The following is a 17,255-nucleotide window of genomic DNA, read 5'->3' as shown; positions in this document are numbered from 1 at the left end:
CATGATCGGCAGCGGTCATTGCGCCTGATCAAGGAACTCGAGAACCCACAGCAGCAGACAGTCGCGCTCCTCAAGGTGCCCAACCGACTCAATGAGCGGGTAGAAACATCAGTCAGCACGCACTGCATGCCGCTTACAGCGGGTTTGTCAGAAGTTTTCAAAGATTTTCAGCGCCCGACAGAACAGCACAAAGCATTTCAGAACACCCATGTAATTGGCATGCGTTACTGCTGTCACTCGGCAAAAGCGACGATTATGTCCTCCCCCCGTCGTGCTCGCGCGGCACAACCTTTGCCCCTCCGGCTGCCTACCGCCCCTTCTTTGACTCCGTCACGAGGATGTCCAGTTGAACTGTTCAACCCCAGGTCCAACCGTGCCGGTGGCCGACGATCGCCCTCGCGTTCATCGACTGGATGCAGCGGCAGTCTCACTGGTTATCCATCTGCTTGCCCTGGCCTTGCCCCTGGCATTGCTGCAGATCTACGACCGCATTCTGCCAAGCCAGTCCTACGGCACGGCGGTGTTCCTGGTGGTTGGTGTCGGTATCGCCATCATCCTCGAAGCTATCTTGCGTTACGGCCGCACGGCGCTGTTTGCGCACATCGCCGCGCAATACGAGAGCGAAACGACCACGCGCATTTTTGACAGACTGCTCAAGGCGGATATCAACGTCGTTGAGGGCATGGGCACCGCCAGCGTGATTGATGGCATACGTTCGGTCGCGCAGGTGCGCGATTTGTCTTCCGGCAATGCCGCGGTGGCGCTGTACGAAGTGCCGTTCATCGCTATTTATATAGGCCTGGTGGCGTACATCGGTGGCTGGCTGGCCTTAATTCCGCTGGGGTTGTTCGGGGTCGCCGTGGGCATGACCCTGCTGGTCAAGACTGCCACCGAACGCACCCTGAGCCGCGCCGAGGCGGCCGACATCCGTCGCCGCAACCTGTTGTGGGCGTCCTTCGCCGGGCTGCCCGAGGTCAAGTCGCGCGGCGCCGAGCCCGGGCTGAGTCGCAACTACACAGGGATCAATGCACGGTACATGGCCGCATCGGCACGCCTGGAAATGCTCATCGCCTGGGTCCGCGAGAACGCTGCGCTGTTGGGCCAGCTGTCTACCGTACTCATCGTGATCTTTGGCTCGATCGACGTGATGAATGGCGAACTGAGCACCGGCGCACTGACTGCCTGTACATTGCTCGCCGGTCGCTCCATCGGGCCGGCGATGCTCGGCTTAGGCTACTTCGCGCGCCAGGCGCAAGCACGGGAAGCGCAGGCCAAAGTCCATCGCTTGCTGGAACTGCCGGTCGGCGATGCAGCGCGTTATCGGCAGGCACCCGACCAGCCCACGGCATCGCTCATCGTGACCCAGGGCTGCATTGAACTGCTCAGGGATAGCAATCCCGATTTGACCATCAACATTGCCTCGGGCGAGCTGGTTCATCTGGATGCTGCCGATGCGGCGCTGGCGTCAAAATTGCTGGCGATGGTGGCTGGCACAGGGTTGCAACAGGGGTTGGAAGTGCGTCTGGACGGTCATTCGGTGCGTGAGTATTCGGCCGCCAACCTGCGCCAGAGTGTCAGCCTGGTACCGCGTCATCCTGCTTTGGTGGCGGGATCGATACTCAACAATCTGACCCTGTTCGACCCGCGCTACAACGAACTGGCCCGTGAATATGCCGAAGCGTTGGGCCTGTTGCCATTTCTCGGCCGTCTGCGCAGTGGCGCGTTGACGGAAATAGGTACCTTGGGCGCCGAACAGTTCGATGAAGGTTTCTACCAGCGCATTGCGCTGATCCGGGCGCTTGTGCGCCAGCCCAGGATTTTGCTGCTCGATCACGCAGGCAGCGGTCTTGATCTGGACGGACAAAAACGCCTGGCCATGCTGCTGCAAAACATGGCCGCACGCCCCACGGTTCTTGTGGCCAGCAACAAGCCGATCATGATTGGTGCCTGCGATCGCAGCATCCGCATAGGCAGGAGCGACCCGCATGCAAACTGAAAACTTCGCTTGTGACCCGACGGATACCGCCGACAGACTCGATATGTTCTGGAGTGAGCGTGCGCGCATGCAACGCATCGCCACGCTGCTGGGCGAGGCACGACTGGGTGCCTCGGCGATCGCTCGCTGCCTGCCCGCACTGCTGGTGACGCTGGACTGGTTTGGTGCGCCGCGCAATCTGGTGCCCAGCCTCCCAGCCCAAGGTGCCGGGTTTACCGTTGAAGACCTGCGCACGCTGTTGGTGGACATCGGTTTCCGTTCCGATTACCTGCCCCATGGCAAGCGCGACAACCTGATGGAAAGCCTTCCAACAGGCACTCTGGCAATTACCGATGAGCGTTGCATGCTCTATCTTGGCCGTCTGGATAACCAGGACTGGTGGCATGACGGGGAAAGCCCGGTCCATGATTGGCAGCCGTCGAGCGACAGCGAATTTTTGCTGATCCAGCGCAAAGCGGGGTTCATACCCATCGATGCACCGCAGCCCGACTGGTTTGCGGGACTGATGGCCAAGGCTCAGGGCGAACTGTTTGGTATCGGGCTGATCAGTCTGGTCACTAACGTCCTGGCATTGTCGGTGTCCTTGTTCACCATGACCGTCTACAACTCCGTAATTCCCAGTGGCGCCACCGGCACCCTGACCACACTGGGGTTGGGGGCGATCATTGCCGTAATCTGTGGTTGGGGGCTGCGCCTGGGACGCGCGACACTGCTCGCACGCATGGGTGCATGGGCCGGTGCCAGCATTGGCACCGCGGCGTTTCGCAAGACCCTCGGTTTGCCATTGGAGTATTCGTCGCGACTGGGCCTGAACAACAACCTCGCCCGCATGCGTTCGCTCGAAGGCGTGCGCCAGTACCTGAGCGGCGCTGGCGGTGTGGCGCTGGTCGACTATCCATTCGTGTTGGTGTTCATCGTGGTGATTGCCCTGTTGGGCGGTTGGATCGTGTGTGTGCCGATCATCGGACTGCTGCTGTTCTTGCTCGCTGCGTGGCTAGTACAGCCTTATTTGCAGCGCAAAGCGGTGCACGCCGGGCGCGTCGGTAACCGGCTGCTGGAGGAGTATGCCAGCGGCATCCAGCGGCTTCGCTCCCTTCAGGGCATCAGTGGCAACCACCACTGGCTGCGACGCATGCGCGACATGTCCAGCCAGGCAGCGCAAGCCAATCGTGATCTGGCCCTGGCCCAGGCGTTGATGCAAAGCATTGGTCAGGCGCTGAGCATGTTCATTGTGCTGGGCACCATGGCCGCCGGCATCGCTCTGGTCCTGGCCCAGGGCATGACGGCTGGCGGGTTGATCGCCACGATGATGCTGGTCTGGCACGTCACCACCCCGGCCCAGCAATTCTTTTCGCTGAGTCTGCGCATGAGTCAGATCAAGGAATCGCGCTTGCAGCTGGACCGGCTCATGCAGTCCGCTGGCGAGGCGCAGCACCCGCAGATGTATTCGCCGATCGAGCCGCTGGCGCCTCGCATCGCCGTGGACCATTTGTTTTATCGCTATAGCGTGGAGCAGGAGCCTGCGCTTAACGGCGTCAGCTTCGAGTTGCAGCCGGGCCAGCGTGTGGTGGTGGTCGGGCCCAACGGCGCTGGCAAGAGCACTTTATTGCAGTGTCTGTCCGGGGTGCGCATGCCTCAAAGTGGCCGCGTGGTGCTCGACGGACGTGATATCCGCCAGTTCGACCCGGCGGATTACCGTGTCTGGGTCGGCTTTCATGCACAGACCCTGCAGAACCTGCCGTTGTCAGTGCGTGACTTCCTCCAGTTGTCTCATCCAGCTACCTGTGATGCACGGATCGTGGCCTGCTTTGCCCGGGTAGCGGGCGAAACCTGGTGGCGTTTGCTCGGCTGCACCGGCGAGCAAGAGGCACTGAACATGCAGCTTGATCCCTGGCGCGAAGACCCCGATGCCCTGCGTATACGCCACGTGGTGGGCATGGTCGAAGCCGTGCTGGGCGATCCGCCCCTGCTGTTGCTGGATGACCCGCTGCGTGACGGCGATCCCGTGCTCGATGACATGTTCAAGCGTCTGCTCGACGACTTGCGCGGCACCAGCACCGTGGTAATCGCTACCCACCGTGCGGACCTGATCGAAACCGCGGACCTGATCGTGATTCTCGAACAGGGCAAATTGATTCATGTCGGACCAGTCGCCCTTCAGAACCCCAAAGGTGTGGCGCAAGACAGCTTAAAAGGACCGGTTCATGTTTAAGATCGATTCACTGCCCAAGATCATTGCCATCACCGGGGCCGACGACCGTGCCGGTGCCAACATAGCCAACCTGCTCAACGATGGCCGCAGTTCCCGGCATTTGCGGCGCATGCTGCTGGCCATTGTTGCCCTTGTGTTGCTGTTCCTGCTCTGGACGCTGGTCGCACAGGTGGATGAGCTGGCCAAGGCGCGCGGGGAGGTTCAACCGGTGTCGCGCATTCAACTGCTGCAATCGAAGGAAGGCGGCATTCTTACCGAGTTGCTGGTCGAGTCGGGCGAGCAGGTCAAGGCCGGGCAGGTCATCGCCCGGTTTGCCACCACCGATGTGCAGAAGGATCGCGCCCAGGCCAGTGTGCGTCGCGCCGCCTTGCAGATCGATCTTGAACTGTGGGGGGCTGTCATTGAGGCACGTCAGCCGAAATTTTCAGGTTTCGCCGATCAGCAGGGTCTGGTGGATGAGGCGATCAAGCGTTACGCCAACGAACTGGCACTCAACACCTCGCTCGCCGATGCCAAACGAACAGTCTTCGAACAGCAGAAGGCGGCACTGCTTGGCGCACAGAGCGAGTTGCCTGCGATGCGCAATCAATTGGACCTGGCTCTAAACGTCCAGGCCCGCTACGAGGATGGCTACGCCAGGGGGGCTATTTCTGCTGTGCGCATGGCCGAGGCGCAGGGGCATGCGGCGGAGCTCGAGCGCAATCTGGCGCAATTGCGATCGCGTATCTCCGAGCTGAACAAGACCATCGCTGTTGCCCAGGCGGAACACCAGCAGGTGCTGGACGAGATCAAACAGAAGGCTGGGGCCAAGCGCAGCGAAATGATCGAGAAGATTCATGAACTCGATGCCGAGTTGGTTGCGCTGGAAGACCGCCAAGGGCGTACCGAAGTGGTGGCGCCGGTGGCCGGGTTCATCAAGCAACTGCCCGATACCCGCGCCGGCGCTGTGATTGCACCCGGCGGTACGGTGGCGGAGCTGGTGCCAAGCGAAGGGGGTGTGGTGATGGAAGTCCTGGTCTCACCGCGCGATATCGGGTTCGTGCGTATTGGGCAAACCACACTGGTAAAGGTCGATGCTTTCGATTTCAGCCGGTTCGGCTCAGTGACGGGCGAGGTCAAACGCATCTCCCCGTCGGCTTTTCGCCAGGAGCAGAACGGCGCGACTTACTACAAGGTGGATATCCAGCTCGATCAGGACCATGTCGGCAAAGACACAGACCGGCGACTGATCCCCGGTATGACGGGCGAGGCGGATATCGTCACGGGGCGAAAGTCGGTGTTCCAGTACCTTGCCAAGCCCGTATTCATCGGTGCCGACATGGCATTCCACGAACGCTAGGCCCAGGTGCACAGGTAATCGACCATGACCATTAATAATGAAGGTTCGACGTTGGGCGCACATCCGCGGATGAGCCCGGACGAAGCCGCCAGGCGCCTGGCTGCGCGTGAGCAGCCACTGGGCACGCAGTCTCAGGTTGACCAACGCAACCCCCTGGGCTGGACCGAAGACAAGCAAGGGCAAGCACTGCCTGGCCAACAGCCCACCGCTGGTGGCGCCCCGGGGCCACAGCATGCCGGTGTGCCGGCCAGTCAAGAGGCCGTTGTCGAGCAGACGTGGCCCGGTCCTGACCTGGTGCCGGTACCCCATGCGCCTGCAGCCAGCCAGACTGGCGCCACTGCTGATGCCGGTGACTATGGGTCGTTGCCGGGCAACGACAAGCCTGCCGGGATATTTGTGGCAGCCGATCATGGCTCTGCAGCGCTGCCGGCTGCCACCCTGGCGCCGGTCGCTGACGGTGCCAGGCCTCTGCGCGGCGGTGGGTCGTCGGGATTGGCGGCTGCCGACGCAGTTGCCGGCAGCGTCCAAGTGCCGCCATTGCTGCCCGCCGAAGAGGTCGCGGGCAATGATGGATCGGTGCCTTTTTTCGCTGTTGGCGATCTGGCCGGCAATGTGATCGAGGACTACGAACAGCAGATCAGCGGCCAGCTCAGTGCAAGCGGTGGTGAGAGAGGCGTGGTCACCCTGTGGCACGCGATGGCGCCGGACGGCTTTTATGGGACATTGCAGGTTGCGCCCGATGGCAGCTGGCATTACATCCCAAACACCAACAGCGCGGCGTTTCAGGGGCTCAACGAAGGTCAGCATGTCATCGAGGAGTTTGTGGTGCGCGCCAGTTCGGGCGCTATGGCGCCCGTCGATCTAATGATCAGGATTGACTTGCGAGGTACGAACGACCGCCCCGAAATTACCCAAGGCTCGGTACTCACCGGCAGCAGTCGCGAAGACTTGCAAACGTTTGCCAGTGGCCAGCTCGAGGCCCGGGACGCGGACCTGGACGCCCGGCTGCATTGGCAGGTCGACACCGTGCACGGCCAATACGGCGAGTTGACGCTCGATGCTGCCACCGGCCAGTGGCAGTATCAACTCGACAACGACCGCGCGTCGACTCAGGCGCTCGCCGAGGGCCAGGTGGCCAGCGAGTATTTCCTCGCCAGTGTGGTCGACGAACACGGTGCGACCTCCACCGCGCGCCTGACCATCACCATCGTCGGGCTCAATGATGCCCCGGTCATCGCACGCATCGGCACGCTTCAGGCGACGCAAGATGGTGAGATTGTGCACGGGAAAATCCCCGCGACCGATGTCGACACGCTCGACCACCTCACTTTCAGTACCACTGCCAATGTGCCGGGCTTCACCCTGGCAGCGGACGGCAGCTATCGTTTCGACCCGAGCAATGCCGCCTATCGCTCCCTCGCAGAAGGTGCCACGCAGCAACTGATCATCCCGGTGACGGTCAGCGACGGCCATGGTGGCGTCGCCACGCAGAATTTGTTGATTAACCTCACCGGCAGAAATGACCTGCCAGTACTCGACACTCTTGTTACCCGCGCAGCCAGTGAAGGTGGCGCGCCGTTGACCGGCCGCCTCAGCGCAACTGATGTGGATGCCGGCCACACGCTGACCTACGGCACCACAGCCCACGTCGACGGTTTCACCATCGACGCGCAAGGCAATTACCGCTTTGACCCGGGCCACAGCACTTATCAGTCGTTGCCCGCCGGTGTTCAGCAAACGCTGGTTATCCCACTGACTGTCACCGACGAACACGGTGGTTCGGCCACGCAAGATCTGCGCATCATTTTGACCGGGACCAACCAGGGCGCCGTCATCAGCGGCGTGATCAGCGGCACCGTCACCGAGGACAACACCAGCGGCGGCACGCACCTCCTTGAAACAGGTGGTCAACTGACGATCAGTGATCCGGACCTCGGCGAAAACCGGTTCTCACCCCACGGTGGTGGCGATGCCCTGAGCGGTGAATACGGCGTGCTGACCATTGACGCGAGCGGTGCCTGGCATTACGTGGCAGATCCCGACCAGACAGTGATCCGGCAACTGGGGCAAGGCGACACGCTGACCGAACACTTCACGATTACCAGCATCGACGGCACCCGGCAGAGCATCGATATCACCCTGACCGGCTCCAACGATGCGCCGCAAATCGGTCACGACTCGATCACCAGCGGCGCAATTTCAGAGGACGACTCGGCGAACACCCTGGTCGGTGTGCTGAGCGCCAGTGACGTCGATTCAGGTAGCCGGCTCAACTGGAGCCTGGCGCCAACCGAGGGTACCTATGGTTCGTTGGCCATCGACCCGCTCAGCGGGCAATGGACTTACACCCTGGACAACAGTCGTCTCGCCACCCAGAACCTGGCAGAGGGGCAGCAGGTCACTGAACACTTCATTGCGCTGCTCACCGACGAGCATGGCGCAGTGGTGCAACAGCCAATCGAAATCAGTGTGCGCGGCACCAATGACGCCCCTGTACTGCTGCAGGTCCCGGCGCAGAGCCTCACCGAAGGTGACGCCGTCGTGCACGGCCAGCTTATCGCTACCGACATCGACACCGCCGACACCCACACCTACAGCACCAGCGCCCAGGTCGCCGGTTTCATCCTCAACCCGGACGGCAGCTACAGCATGGATCCGGGGCATGCTGCCTATCAGCACCTTGCCGAGGGCGCACAGCAAACCCTCACAATTGCGGTCACCGTAACCGACAACCATGGCGCCACGGCCATCGAGCAACTGGTGTTCAGCCTGACCGGCACCAATCAGGTCGCGGTGATCACCGGCATCGACAGCGGACTCGTTACCGAGGACGGCGTCAGCGCCGGCACACACCTGCTGGAGACCGGTGGCCAACTGGTCGTCGTCGATCCGGACCAGAACGAAGCTTACTTTGTGAGCCATGCCGACACAGCGGCGTTAACCGGCAGCTACGGCAGTCTGACTATCGATGCCAGTGGTGCCTGGCACTACAGCGCAGACAACGCTCAGGCGGCGGTGCAGCAATTGGGGCAGGGGGCGTCCCTGACCGAACACTTCATCGTTACCACCGTCGAGGGCACCACGCACCAGATCAGCGTGACGTTGATGGGTACCAACGATGTGCCGCTATTGAGCGCCATCGCCGAACAAAGTACTGACGAAGATGGTGCGAAGGTCTTCGGGCAGCTTGTCGGCACCGACGTGGATATCGGCGACACGCTCAGCTACGGCACGTCTTCGACAGTCGCAGGTTTCAGCCTCAATGCCGACGGCAGCTACAGCTTTGACCCCGGCGATGCGGCTTACCAGCACTTGGCCGAAGGGGCACGACAGATTCTCTCGATCCCGGTGACGGTGACCGACTCCCATGGCGCCGCGGCCACGCAAAACCTGGTGATTACGATTACCGGCAGCAACGACTTGCCGGTGATGAGTCTGCTCACCCCATGCACAGCCATCGAAGGCGGCGGCGCGATCACCGAGCAGATTGTCGCCACCGACATCGACACCGGTGACGTGCTGACTTACAGCACTGGGGTCACAGTCGACGGTTTCAGCATCGACCCGGACGGCACCTACCATTTCGACCCGAGTCACGCAGCCTACCAAAGCCTCAATGCCGGTCAGACGCAGATTCTGAGCATCCCGTTGACGGTGACCGACAACCACGGCGGCACGGCGACGCAAATCCTCACCATCACCCTGACCGGTACCGATCAGAGTGCGCTCATCGCTGGTGTGGATGTCGGTGGCGTTACTGAAGACCAGGGTAGCGGTGACTCTCAACTGCTGGAAACCACAGGGCAGTTGAGCATCACCGATCCGGATCACGGCGAGGCCTGCTTCGTCGCCCACAGTGGCGACGAAGGGATCAATGGTGCCTATGGCGTGCTGACGATTGATGCTTCAGGCGCCTGGCATTACGCGGCGGACAACAACCAGGTGGCGGTCCAGCAGATGGGGCAGGGCGACACGCTGACCGATCACTTCACCATTACCAGCGTCGACGGCACCCGGCACAGCATCGACATCACCTTGAACGGTACCAACGATGCGCCGGTGATCAGCCAGAGTTCGATCACTGGCGGTGCGATCAGCGAAGACGCCACATCGAACACACTGGGCGGTGTACTGATCGCCAGTGACATCGATATCGGCAGCCGGCTCAGCTGGAGTCTGGAGGCGGGGTCTGGCACCTACGGCACCTTGTCCCTTGACGGGGCCAGCGGCGAGTGGATCTACACCCTGGACAACAGCCGTGCGGCCACCCAGGCCCTGGCGCAGGGACAACAGTCCAGCGAGCGCTTCAGCGTGCTGGTCACCGACGAGCATGGCGCGTCCGCTCGCCAGGATGTCGTCATCAGCGTGCAGGGTACCAACGACTATCCACTGCTGCAGAATGTCCCGCCACGGAACGTGATGGAAGGCGGTGCGGTGGAACACGGCCAGCTCGATGCCCGTGATGTCGACAGCGGCGATACCCTCGGTTTCAGCACTTTGGCGCAGGTCCCGGGGTTCACCCTGAACGCGGATGGCGCCTATTCGTTCGACCCGGCGAACGCCGCGTACCAGCACTTGAATGCCGGTGAGACACAGACCCTGAACATCCCGGTGACGGTCACCGACGGCCACGGCGGCACGGCGACGCAGATACTGACTTTCACCCTGACCGGCACCAATCAGGGCGCCATCATTGCCGGCGTGGACACCGGTGGCGTCACCGAAGACCAGGTATCTCCCGGCACCCAGCTGTTGGAGGCTGTCGGCCAGTTGACCATCAGTGATCCGGACAGCGACCAGGCGGTATTTACCGAGCACTCCGGCGCCACGGCACTGACCGGCAGCTACGGCAGCTTGAGTATCGACGCCAGCGGCGCCTGGCACTACAGCACCGACACCGGGCAGCAGGCGTTGCAGCAATTGGGGCAGGGCGCCACGCTGACCGAGCACTTCACCATTAGCAGCGTCGACGGCACCACGCATAGCGTAACGATCACGTTGAACGGTACCAACGATGCACCGGTGCTCAACGCAATCAGTGCGCGAAACGCGGTGGAAGACGGTGCCAAGGTGACGGGGCAACTGACGGCGAGTGATATCGACAGCGGCGATACCCTGAGCTACAGCGCAACCTCTGTCCCTGCGGGCTTCACGCTCAATGCCAACGGCAGTTACAGCTTCAATCCCGGCGATGCGGCTTACCAGCAACTGGCCGAAGGTGCACAGCGGGTCCTGACCATCCCGGTGACGGTCACCGATAACCACGGCGCCACGGCCACGCAGAACCTGGTGATTACCATTACCGGCACCAACGACCTGCCGGTAATGAGCGTGCCGGTCGCGCGCGTGGCCACCGAAGGCGGCGCCGCGATCAACGGCAAGGTGTTTGCCACCGACATCGACACTGGCGATACGCTCACCTATGGCACGTCAGCGACGGTTGACGGTTTCAGCATCGAACCGGATGGCAGCTACCGTTTCGATCCGTCCCACGCGACCTATCAAAGCCTGAACGCCGGTGCGCAGCAGGTGCTGAACATTGCGGTGACGGTGACCGACAACCACGGCGGCACGGCGACGAAAATCCTGTCCATTACCCTGACGGGCACCAACCAGGGCGCGGTAATCGCCGGGGTGGACAGCGGCAGCGTCACTGAAGATCAGGGCACCGCCGGCAGGCTGGAAACCGGTGGTCAGCTCACCATCAGCGACGTGGACAATGGCGAGGCGGTGTTCACGCCGCGCAGTGGCGCCGGCGCCCTCGTGGGCACCTATGGCAGCCTGACGATCGATGCCAGCGGCGCCTGGCACTACAGCGCCAACAACAATCAGGCGGCAATCCAGAAACTGAGCGAAGGCGCGACGGCAACGGACACTTTCTCCGTGCGCAGCGTTGATGGCACGGCGCACCAGGTCACGATCACCTTGCTGGGCACCAACGATGCGCCGCAGATCGGCGGGAGTTCCGTTATTACAGGTGCGGTCACTGAAGATGCCGCCAAATCCAGCGCCACCGGGCGCCTGGTGGCCAGTGATGTCGACACCGACGCACAGCTGTCCTGGAGCCTGGCGTCGACCGCAGGTAACTACGGCACCTTGGCGCTCGATGCGTTAACCGGCAACTGGGTCTACACCCTGGACAATAGCCGCACGGCAACCCAAGCCCTGGCGGCCGGTCAGAAGGTGCATGACAGCTTCGTTGCCACCGTCACCGACAACCACGGCGCCATCACGCAGCAGACCGTGGACATTGTCATCACCGGGGCCAATGACCTGCCAGTGATCAGTGGCAGCAGCGCCGCAGCGGTCACCGAAGATGACACTCAGAGCGTGGTTGGCGGCACCCTGACCCATGCCGACGCGGATACCGGTGATATCTTCAGCTGGTCACTGGTCGATGGTAACGGGACCTACGGCGCCTTGACGTTCGACACTTCGACCGGCATCTGGAACTACAGCCTCGACAACTCACGCGCCGCGACCCAGGCCTTGGCAGCTGGCGAGCGACACACCGAGACCTTTACCGTGCGCGGCGTCGATGGGGCTGGCAAGCCGGTCAATCAGGTGATCTCGATCGAGGCCAACGGCAGCAACGATAATCCGGGCATCAGCGGCGCCCACCAGGGTAGCGTGGTCGAAGACAGGACCATGAGCGCCAGCGGTGCGCTGTCATTCAGCGACATCGACACGGGCGACAAGCTGGGGGCTTGGCAGGTGCTCACCCCGCAAGGCATCTATGGCGCGCTCAGTATCGACCAGAGCGGGCGTTGGACCTACCGCCTTGATGAAGCGCGTTCTCAGTCGATCAAGGCCGGCGACTCGGCACAAGACAGTTTCATTGTGCGCGTCAGCGACAACCACGGTGGTTATGCCGATCAACAGGTCACTATCCAGGTCACCGGCACCAATGACGGCCCGGCCATCGACCCCAATTCACCAGCGCTCACAGGGGACGTGACCGAAGACCAGATCGGCGCGACCACAGCCCAAGGGACCATTGCCAGTGGGGACACGGACATTGGCGACCCCCTGTCCTGGTCGATCGACGGTTTTATCGGACAGAGCGTGGGCAGCTACGGCACGCTGACGCTCGATCAGAGCGGGCATTGGACCTATACGCTCGATCACACCAAAGCAGACAGGCTGGCCCAGGGCGCGACAGTCGTTGAGCGCTTCGTCGTCAATATCACTGATGCGGCTGGCGAGCGCAGTTCCGCCACTATCCAGGTGCAGGTACACGGCACCAATGACGGCCCGCACATCGGCGGGACCAGCAGCGGCGAAGTGACCGAGGACATCGCCACCCGTGTCAGTGGGCAGTTGCTGCCAGGGGATGTGGACAGCGGCGATACCGCGAACTGGGCAGTGGTTGGCGACCCCCATGGACAGCTCGGTACGCTGATCCTCAACGCGCAGGGCGTCTGGACTTATCAGCTCGACGCGGGCTCGGCCACGGTCGATGCCTTGGGTGAGGGCGCCAGCGCAACCGAGACGTTCCGCGTCCAGGTCACTGACTCGCATGGTTTGACTGACTTCAAGGACATCACCATCACGGTTCGCGGCCACAATGATGCTCCGGTTATCAGTGGCGTCGACAGCGCCGACATCACTGAAGACCAGATGGACAGCGTCACCGGGAGCCTCATTGCCCGGGATGTGGACAGCGGCGACCAGACGAGCTTCGAGGAGAATCAGTACGCCGGCGCCTACGGTCAGTTCTCGCTGAATACCGATGGGCAGTGGATCTACCAGCTGTACAACTCCCAGGCGTACGTTCAGGCCCTGGCCCAGGGACAGACAGCCACTGAAACCTTCACTATCGCGGCGCTCGACCAGAACGGCGGTGTCACTTACCGGCCGGTTACGGTCACGGTGCATGGTACCAACGATGCGCCGCTCATCAGTGGCGTCGCCACCGGCGTGGTGTTCGAGTTCATCTCGCAAACCGCATCCGGACGGCTGGTCGGCCAAGACCCGGACCAGATCGACAGCACCACCTGGAGCCTCAGTGAGGGGCACGGTGTGTACGGTACGCTGACACTCGATGATTACGGCCGCTGGACCTACACGCTCGACATCAACGACGCCGACACCAAGGCGTTGCAGCCTGGAGAGCAGAGGATTGACAGCTTTCGTGTGCAACTGACCGACAACCACGGCGCCAGCGCAGAGTGCTTCGTCAATGTCACCGTGGTCGGCACCCAGCCCGCCAACGCGCCGCCCGATCCAGACACAGGCGCTGGCGGCGGTGGTGGCGGTACGCCGCCGCTGACCCTGCCGTCGGTCAGTGTCAGTGTGACCGAAGATGTTTCCATCGTACGTTCTGGCCAATTGGTCGGCGCATCGCCCGAAGGCAGCCCGGTCACCTGGCAAGTAACGCCCGTCAACGGCACCTTCGGTGTCCTTACCCTGGGGCCCGACGGATCGTGGGTCTATAACCTGCATAACGACGCGCTGCAGGTTCAGGCGCTCAATCTCGGACAGTCCGTCCAGGAGTATTTCAACGTCCACGGCGTCGACGCCAGTGGCAACAAGGTGCAGACACAGTTCACTGTGACGATCAATGGCACCAACGACACGCCACACATCGTTGGAGTGGATACGGGCACGACGATCGAGGACCAGCAACTCACCGCCGTTGGCAGTCTCGCGGCGCGAGACCTCAATACCGGCGACAGTGCGACCTGGAGCGTTCAGCAGGGCACAGGCCTGCTCGGCGACTTCAGCATCGACGACAAAGGCGACTGGACCTACCACCTCGACAATGCCAAGGCGCAATACCTCAATGCCGGCGAGTCCGTCGTCGAGCGTTTCCTGGTCAATGCCACCGACGGTCAAGGCGCGACAGTGTCCCATGAAGTCCTCGTTACGGTGCATGGCACGGCCGATGGCCCGATGGTCCCCAGTGTCATTGAAGGCATCGCCCAGCCCGGTGCCAAGGAAGTGCTGAGCGGCAAGATATCGATCGACGATCCGGATATTGGCGATACCTTCAGCTTCAGCATGGTGTCGAGCGCGCACGGCCAGGCCGGCACGTTGTCGATCGAAGCGGACGGCAGCTGGCACTACCAGCTGGACCAGGCCGCTGCCAACACCGCACTGAAAAGCCTCGCTGCGGGCCAGCAGCTCACAGACACCTTCACCGTGCAGGTCAGAGACAGCAACGGCCATATCGCCCTGGAGCGGATCCATCTGGTGGTGAGCGGGGTTAACGATGCGCCGGTGATCAACGGCGCTATCAGTGGTTCCGTTACCGATCGCAGCCAAGTGCAGGCCACTGGCAAGCTGATCGCGAGCGATCCGGATACCGGCGATGTCGCGACGATCGAACCGCAGGCTGTGGACAGCGCACTCGGCCATTTCGAGATCGCAAGCGATGGCCGCTGGGTCTACACACTCGATGGGCTCAATCCATCCGTCAAGGCACTCAATGCCGGTGCCAGCCTCACCGAGACCTTCCATGTCACGGCAATCGACGGCAGCGGCGTCTCGGTGGGCAAAGATGTGGTCATTACCATCTACGGAAGTAACGACCTGCCCGTGGTGGCCGGCGACGTGCGTGGCAGCACCACGGAAGACACCACCGTCGAAGCCCATGGCCAATTGACCACCACCGACGTGGATAGCGGTGACACCACGCAGTGGACCGGCATGAACACCGCTGGCGCCTATGGCCGTTTTACGATGTCCGCCAATGGCACCTGGAGCTACGTGCTCAATGGCAACTCGCCCCAGGTGCAGGCGCTGCAGGAGGGGCAAGTCGTTAGTGAGACTTTCACCGCTCACGGCAGGGACCAACACGGTGGCGAAGTCACGCAGGTCATTACCATCGACGTCCACGGCACCAACGATGCCGCCATCATCAGCGGACAACGCACTGGCGACCTCACCGAGGACCAGAATGTCAGCGCAGGCCAACTGGTGGTTTCCGGGCAGATCCGCCTGACCGACGTCGACACCGGCGAAGGCATTCTCACCGCGCAGACCGTACAGGGCGCCTATGGCACCCTGGAGCTGAACAGTGACGGCACCTGGCGCTACTCGGCGGACAATGCCCAGCAAGCCATTCAACAACTGGGCCAGGGCGCGACCCTGACCGATCATGTCAACCTGACCAGCGCCGACGGTACGCCGTACCAGATCAGCGTGACGGTGCACGGCACCAACGATGTGCCGGTGCTGAGCGCGCTCACCGCGCAGAACGCGGTGGAAGACGGAGCCAAGGTGACTGGCCAGTTGCTCGGCAGTGATACCGACACGGGCGACACGCTGCTCTACAGCAGCACCTCGAGCGTCGCAGGTTTTACCTTGAACGCCGATGGCAGTTACAGCTTCGACCCGTCCGATGCGGCCTGGCAGCACCTCGCCGAAGGCGCGACCCAGGTACTGATCATTCCGATGACCGTTACCGACAGCCAGGGCGCGAAAGCGACGCAGAACCTGGTCATCACGCTGACCGGCAGTAACGACCTGCCGGTGATGAGTGTGCTCGTGGGCGAGACAGCTGCCGAAGGCGACGCAGCCATCACCGGCCATGCCAGGGCGACGGACCTGGATACCGGCGATACGTTGACCTACAGCAGCGATGCCACGGTCGACGGTTTCAGCATCAGCCCCGATGGCACCTACCATTTCGATCCGGGCCACCCGACGTACCAAAGGCTGGTGGCGGGGGAGACGCAAACCCTGAGTATCGCGCTGACCGTCACTGACAACCACGGCGGCAGCGCCACGCAGACGCTGACCATCACCCTGACCGGCACCAACCAGGAGGCAGTGATTGCCGGGGTGGACAGTGGCAGCGTCACCGAGGATCAGAGTGCGAGCGGCCAACTGGAAACCGCAGGGCAGCTCACCATCAGCGACCCCGACAACAACGAAGCGTCGTTCGTAGCGCATACCGGTGCGGACGCGCTAGTGGGTGCTTACGGTTCGCTGACCATCGACGCCAGTGGCGCCTGGCACTACAGCGCCGACAACACCCAGGTTGCCGTGCAGCAATTGGCCGAAGGCGAACAACTGACCGAGTCCTTCACGGTCAGTAGTGCCGATGGCACCACGCACAATGTGACTATCACCCTGAACGGCGTCGACGCTGTACCCGACCCCGGCATCCTGAGTGCGGCCGATGGCGACGATACAACAAGCATGGAGGTCCCTCTGGCCAATTTGGCTGTCGCGCCCTCGGCATACGCACTCGACGCCAAGGCCGCGGAGCCAACTACGGACGTGACGGTACAGCAAACAAGCGCTGGTGATTTGGCGAACGCTACAACGACCCAGCCATCGCCGCTGGATCACTACCTGCAATTTACCCATACCGAGACTGATTCTTTGGCGGCTGGGGGCGAGGTGCCTGGCGACAGCAAATTGGCCGAATATGCAGGTGCCCCGGTATTACCGACAGTCGAGGTGTATCTGCAACTTGGCGGTGTGGATTCGGCGCACCTCAGCACTCCGGAACCGGCGCAATCGCCACATGACCAGCCGCCACCGGATAGCCCCTTGTACCCAGGTACTGCAACGCCCGAGCCGATGGATTTGGCGTACATCGATGCGAGTCTGGCGGATGTGCCAGTCATGCCGATGCCGGATCCCGCTGCGCAGACTCACGGTTGAGGTCTGGAAAATTGCCTGGGGGCCGGGTCGCATAAATTTGAAATAAACGGCATTGCTCGACACAATCGCCCCCGATCCGGCCAACGCTG

Annotated in this window: 4 protein-coding genes; all 4 read left to right on the top strand. The window is 62.2% G+C overall.

Features of this window, described 5'->3' with window-relative positions; all coding sequences use genetic code 11:
* Nucleotides 1–346 precede the first annotated feature (346 nt).
* The 4 genes from ASE98_RS15425 to ASE98_RS26630 are packed head-to-tail and all read left to right on the top strand — an operon-like array spanning nucleotide 347 to nucleotide 17,166.
* Nucleotides 347–1,996: an ABC transporter transmembrane domain-containing protein gene (locus tag ASE98_RS15425; RefSeq protein WP_082457557.1), complete on the top strand. Its 1,650-nt coding sequence runs from the start codon at nucleotides 347–349 to the stop codon at nucleotides 1,994–1,996.
* The gene (locus ASE98_RS15420; protein ID WP_060542198.1) at nucleotides 1,986–4,208 is read left to right on the top strand and encodes an ATP-binding cassette domain-containing protein; all 2,223 of its coding nucleotides are present in this window, start codon (nucleotides 1,986–1,988) and stop codon (nucleotides 4,206–4,208) included. Before ASE98_RS15425 ends, ASE98_RS15420 begins: the two co-directional genes overlap by 11 nt.
* Nucleotides 4,201–5,547 (top strand): HlyD family type I secretion periplasmic adaptor subunit, encoded by a 1,347-nt coding sequence (locus ASE98_RS15415; protein WP_060542197.1) that lies wholly within the window; start codon nucleotides 4,201–4,203, stop codon nucleotides 5,545–5,547. The genes ASE98_RS15420 and ASE98_RS15415 overlap by 8 nt, the downstream gene beginning before the upstream one ends.
* A 24-nt stretch (nucleotides 5,548–5,571) precedes the next feature.
* Nucleotides 5,572–17,166: a VCBS domain-containing protein gene (locus tag ASE98_RS26630; protein ID WP_060542196.1), complete on the top strand. Its 11,595-nt coding sequence runs from the start codon at nucleotides 5,572–5,574 to the stop codon at nucleotides 17,164–17,166.
* The last annotated feature ends 89 nt before the right edge of the window (nucleotides 17,167–17,255 follow it).

The sequence above is a fragment of the Pseudomonas sp. Leaf48 genome (genome assembly GCF_001421885.1).
GTDB lineage: Bacteria > Pseudomonadota > Gammaproteobacteria > Pseudomonadales > Pseudomonadaceae > Aquipseudomonas.
Note: the sequence above shows the minus strand (reverse complement) of the source record. Positions and strands in the feature narration are given on the sequence as shown.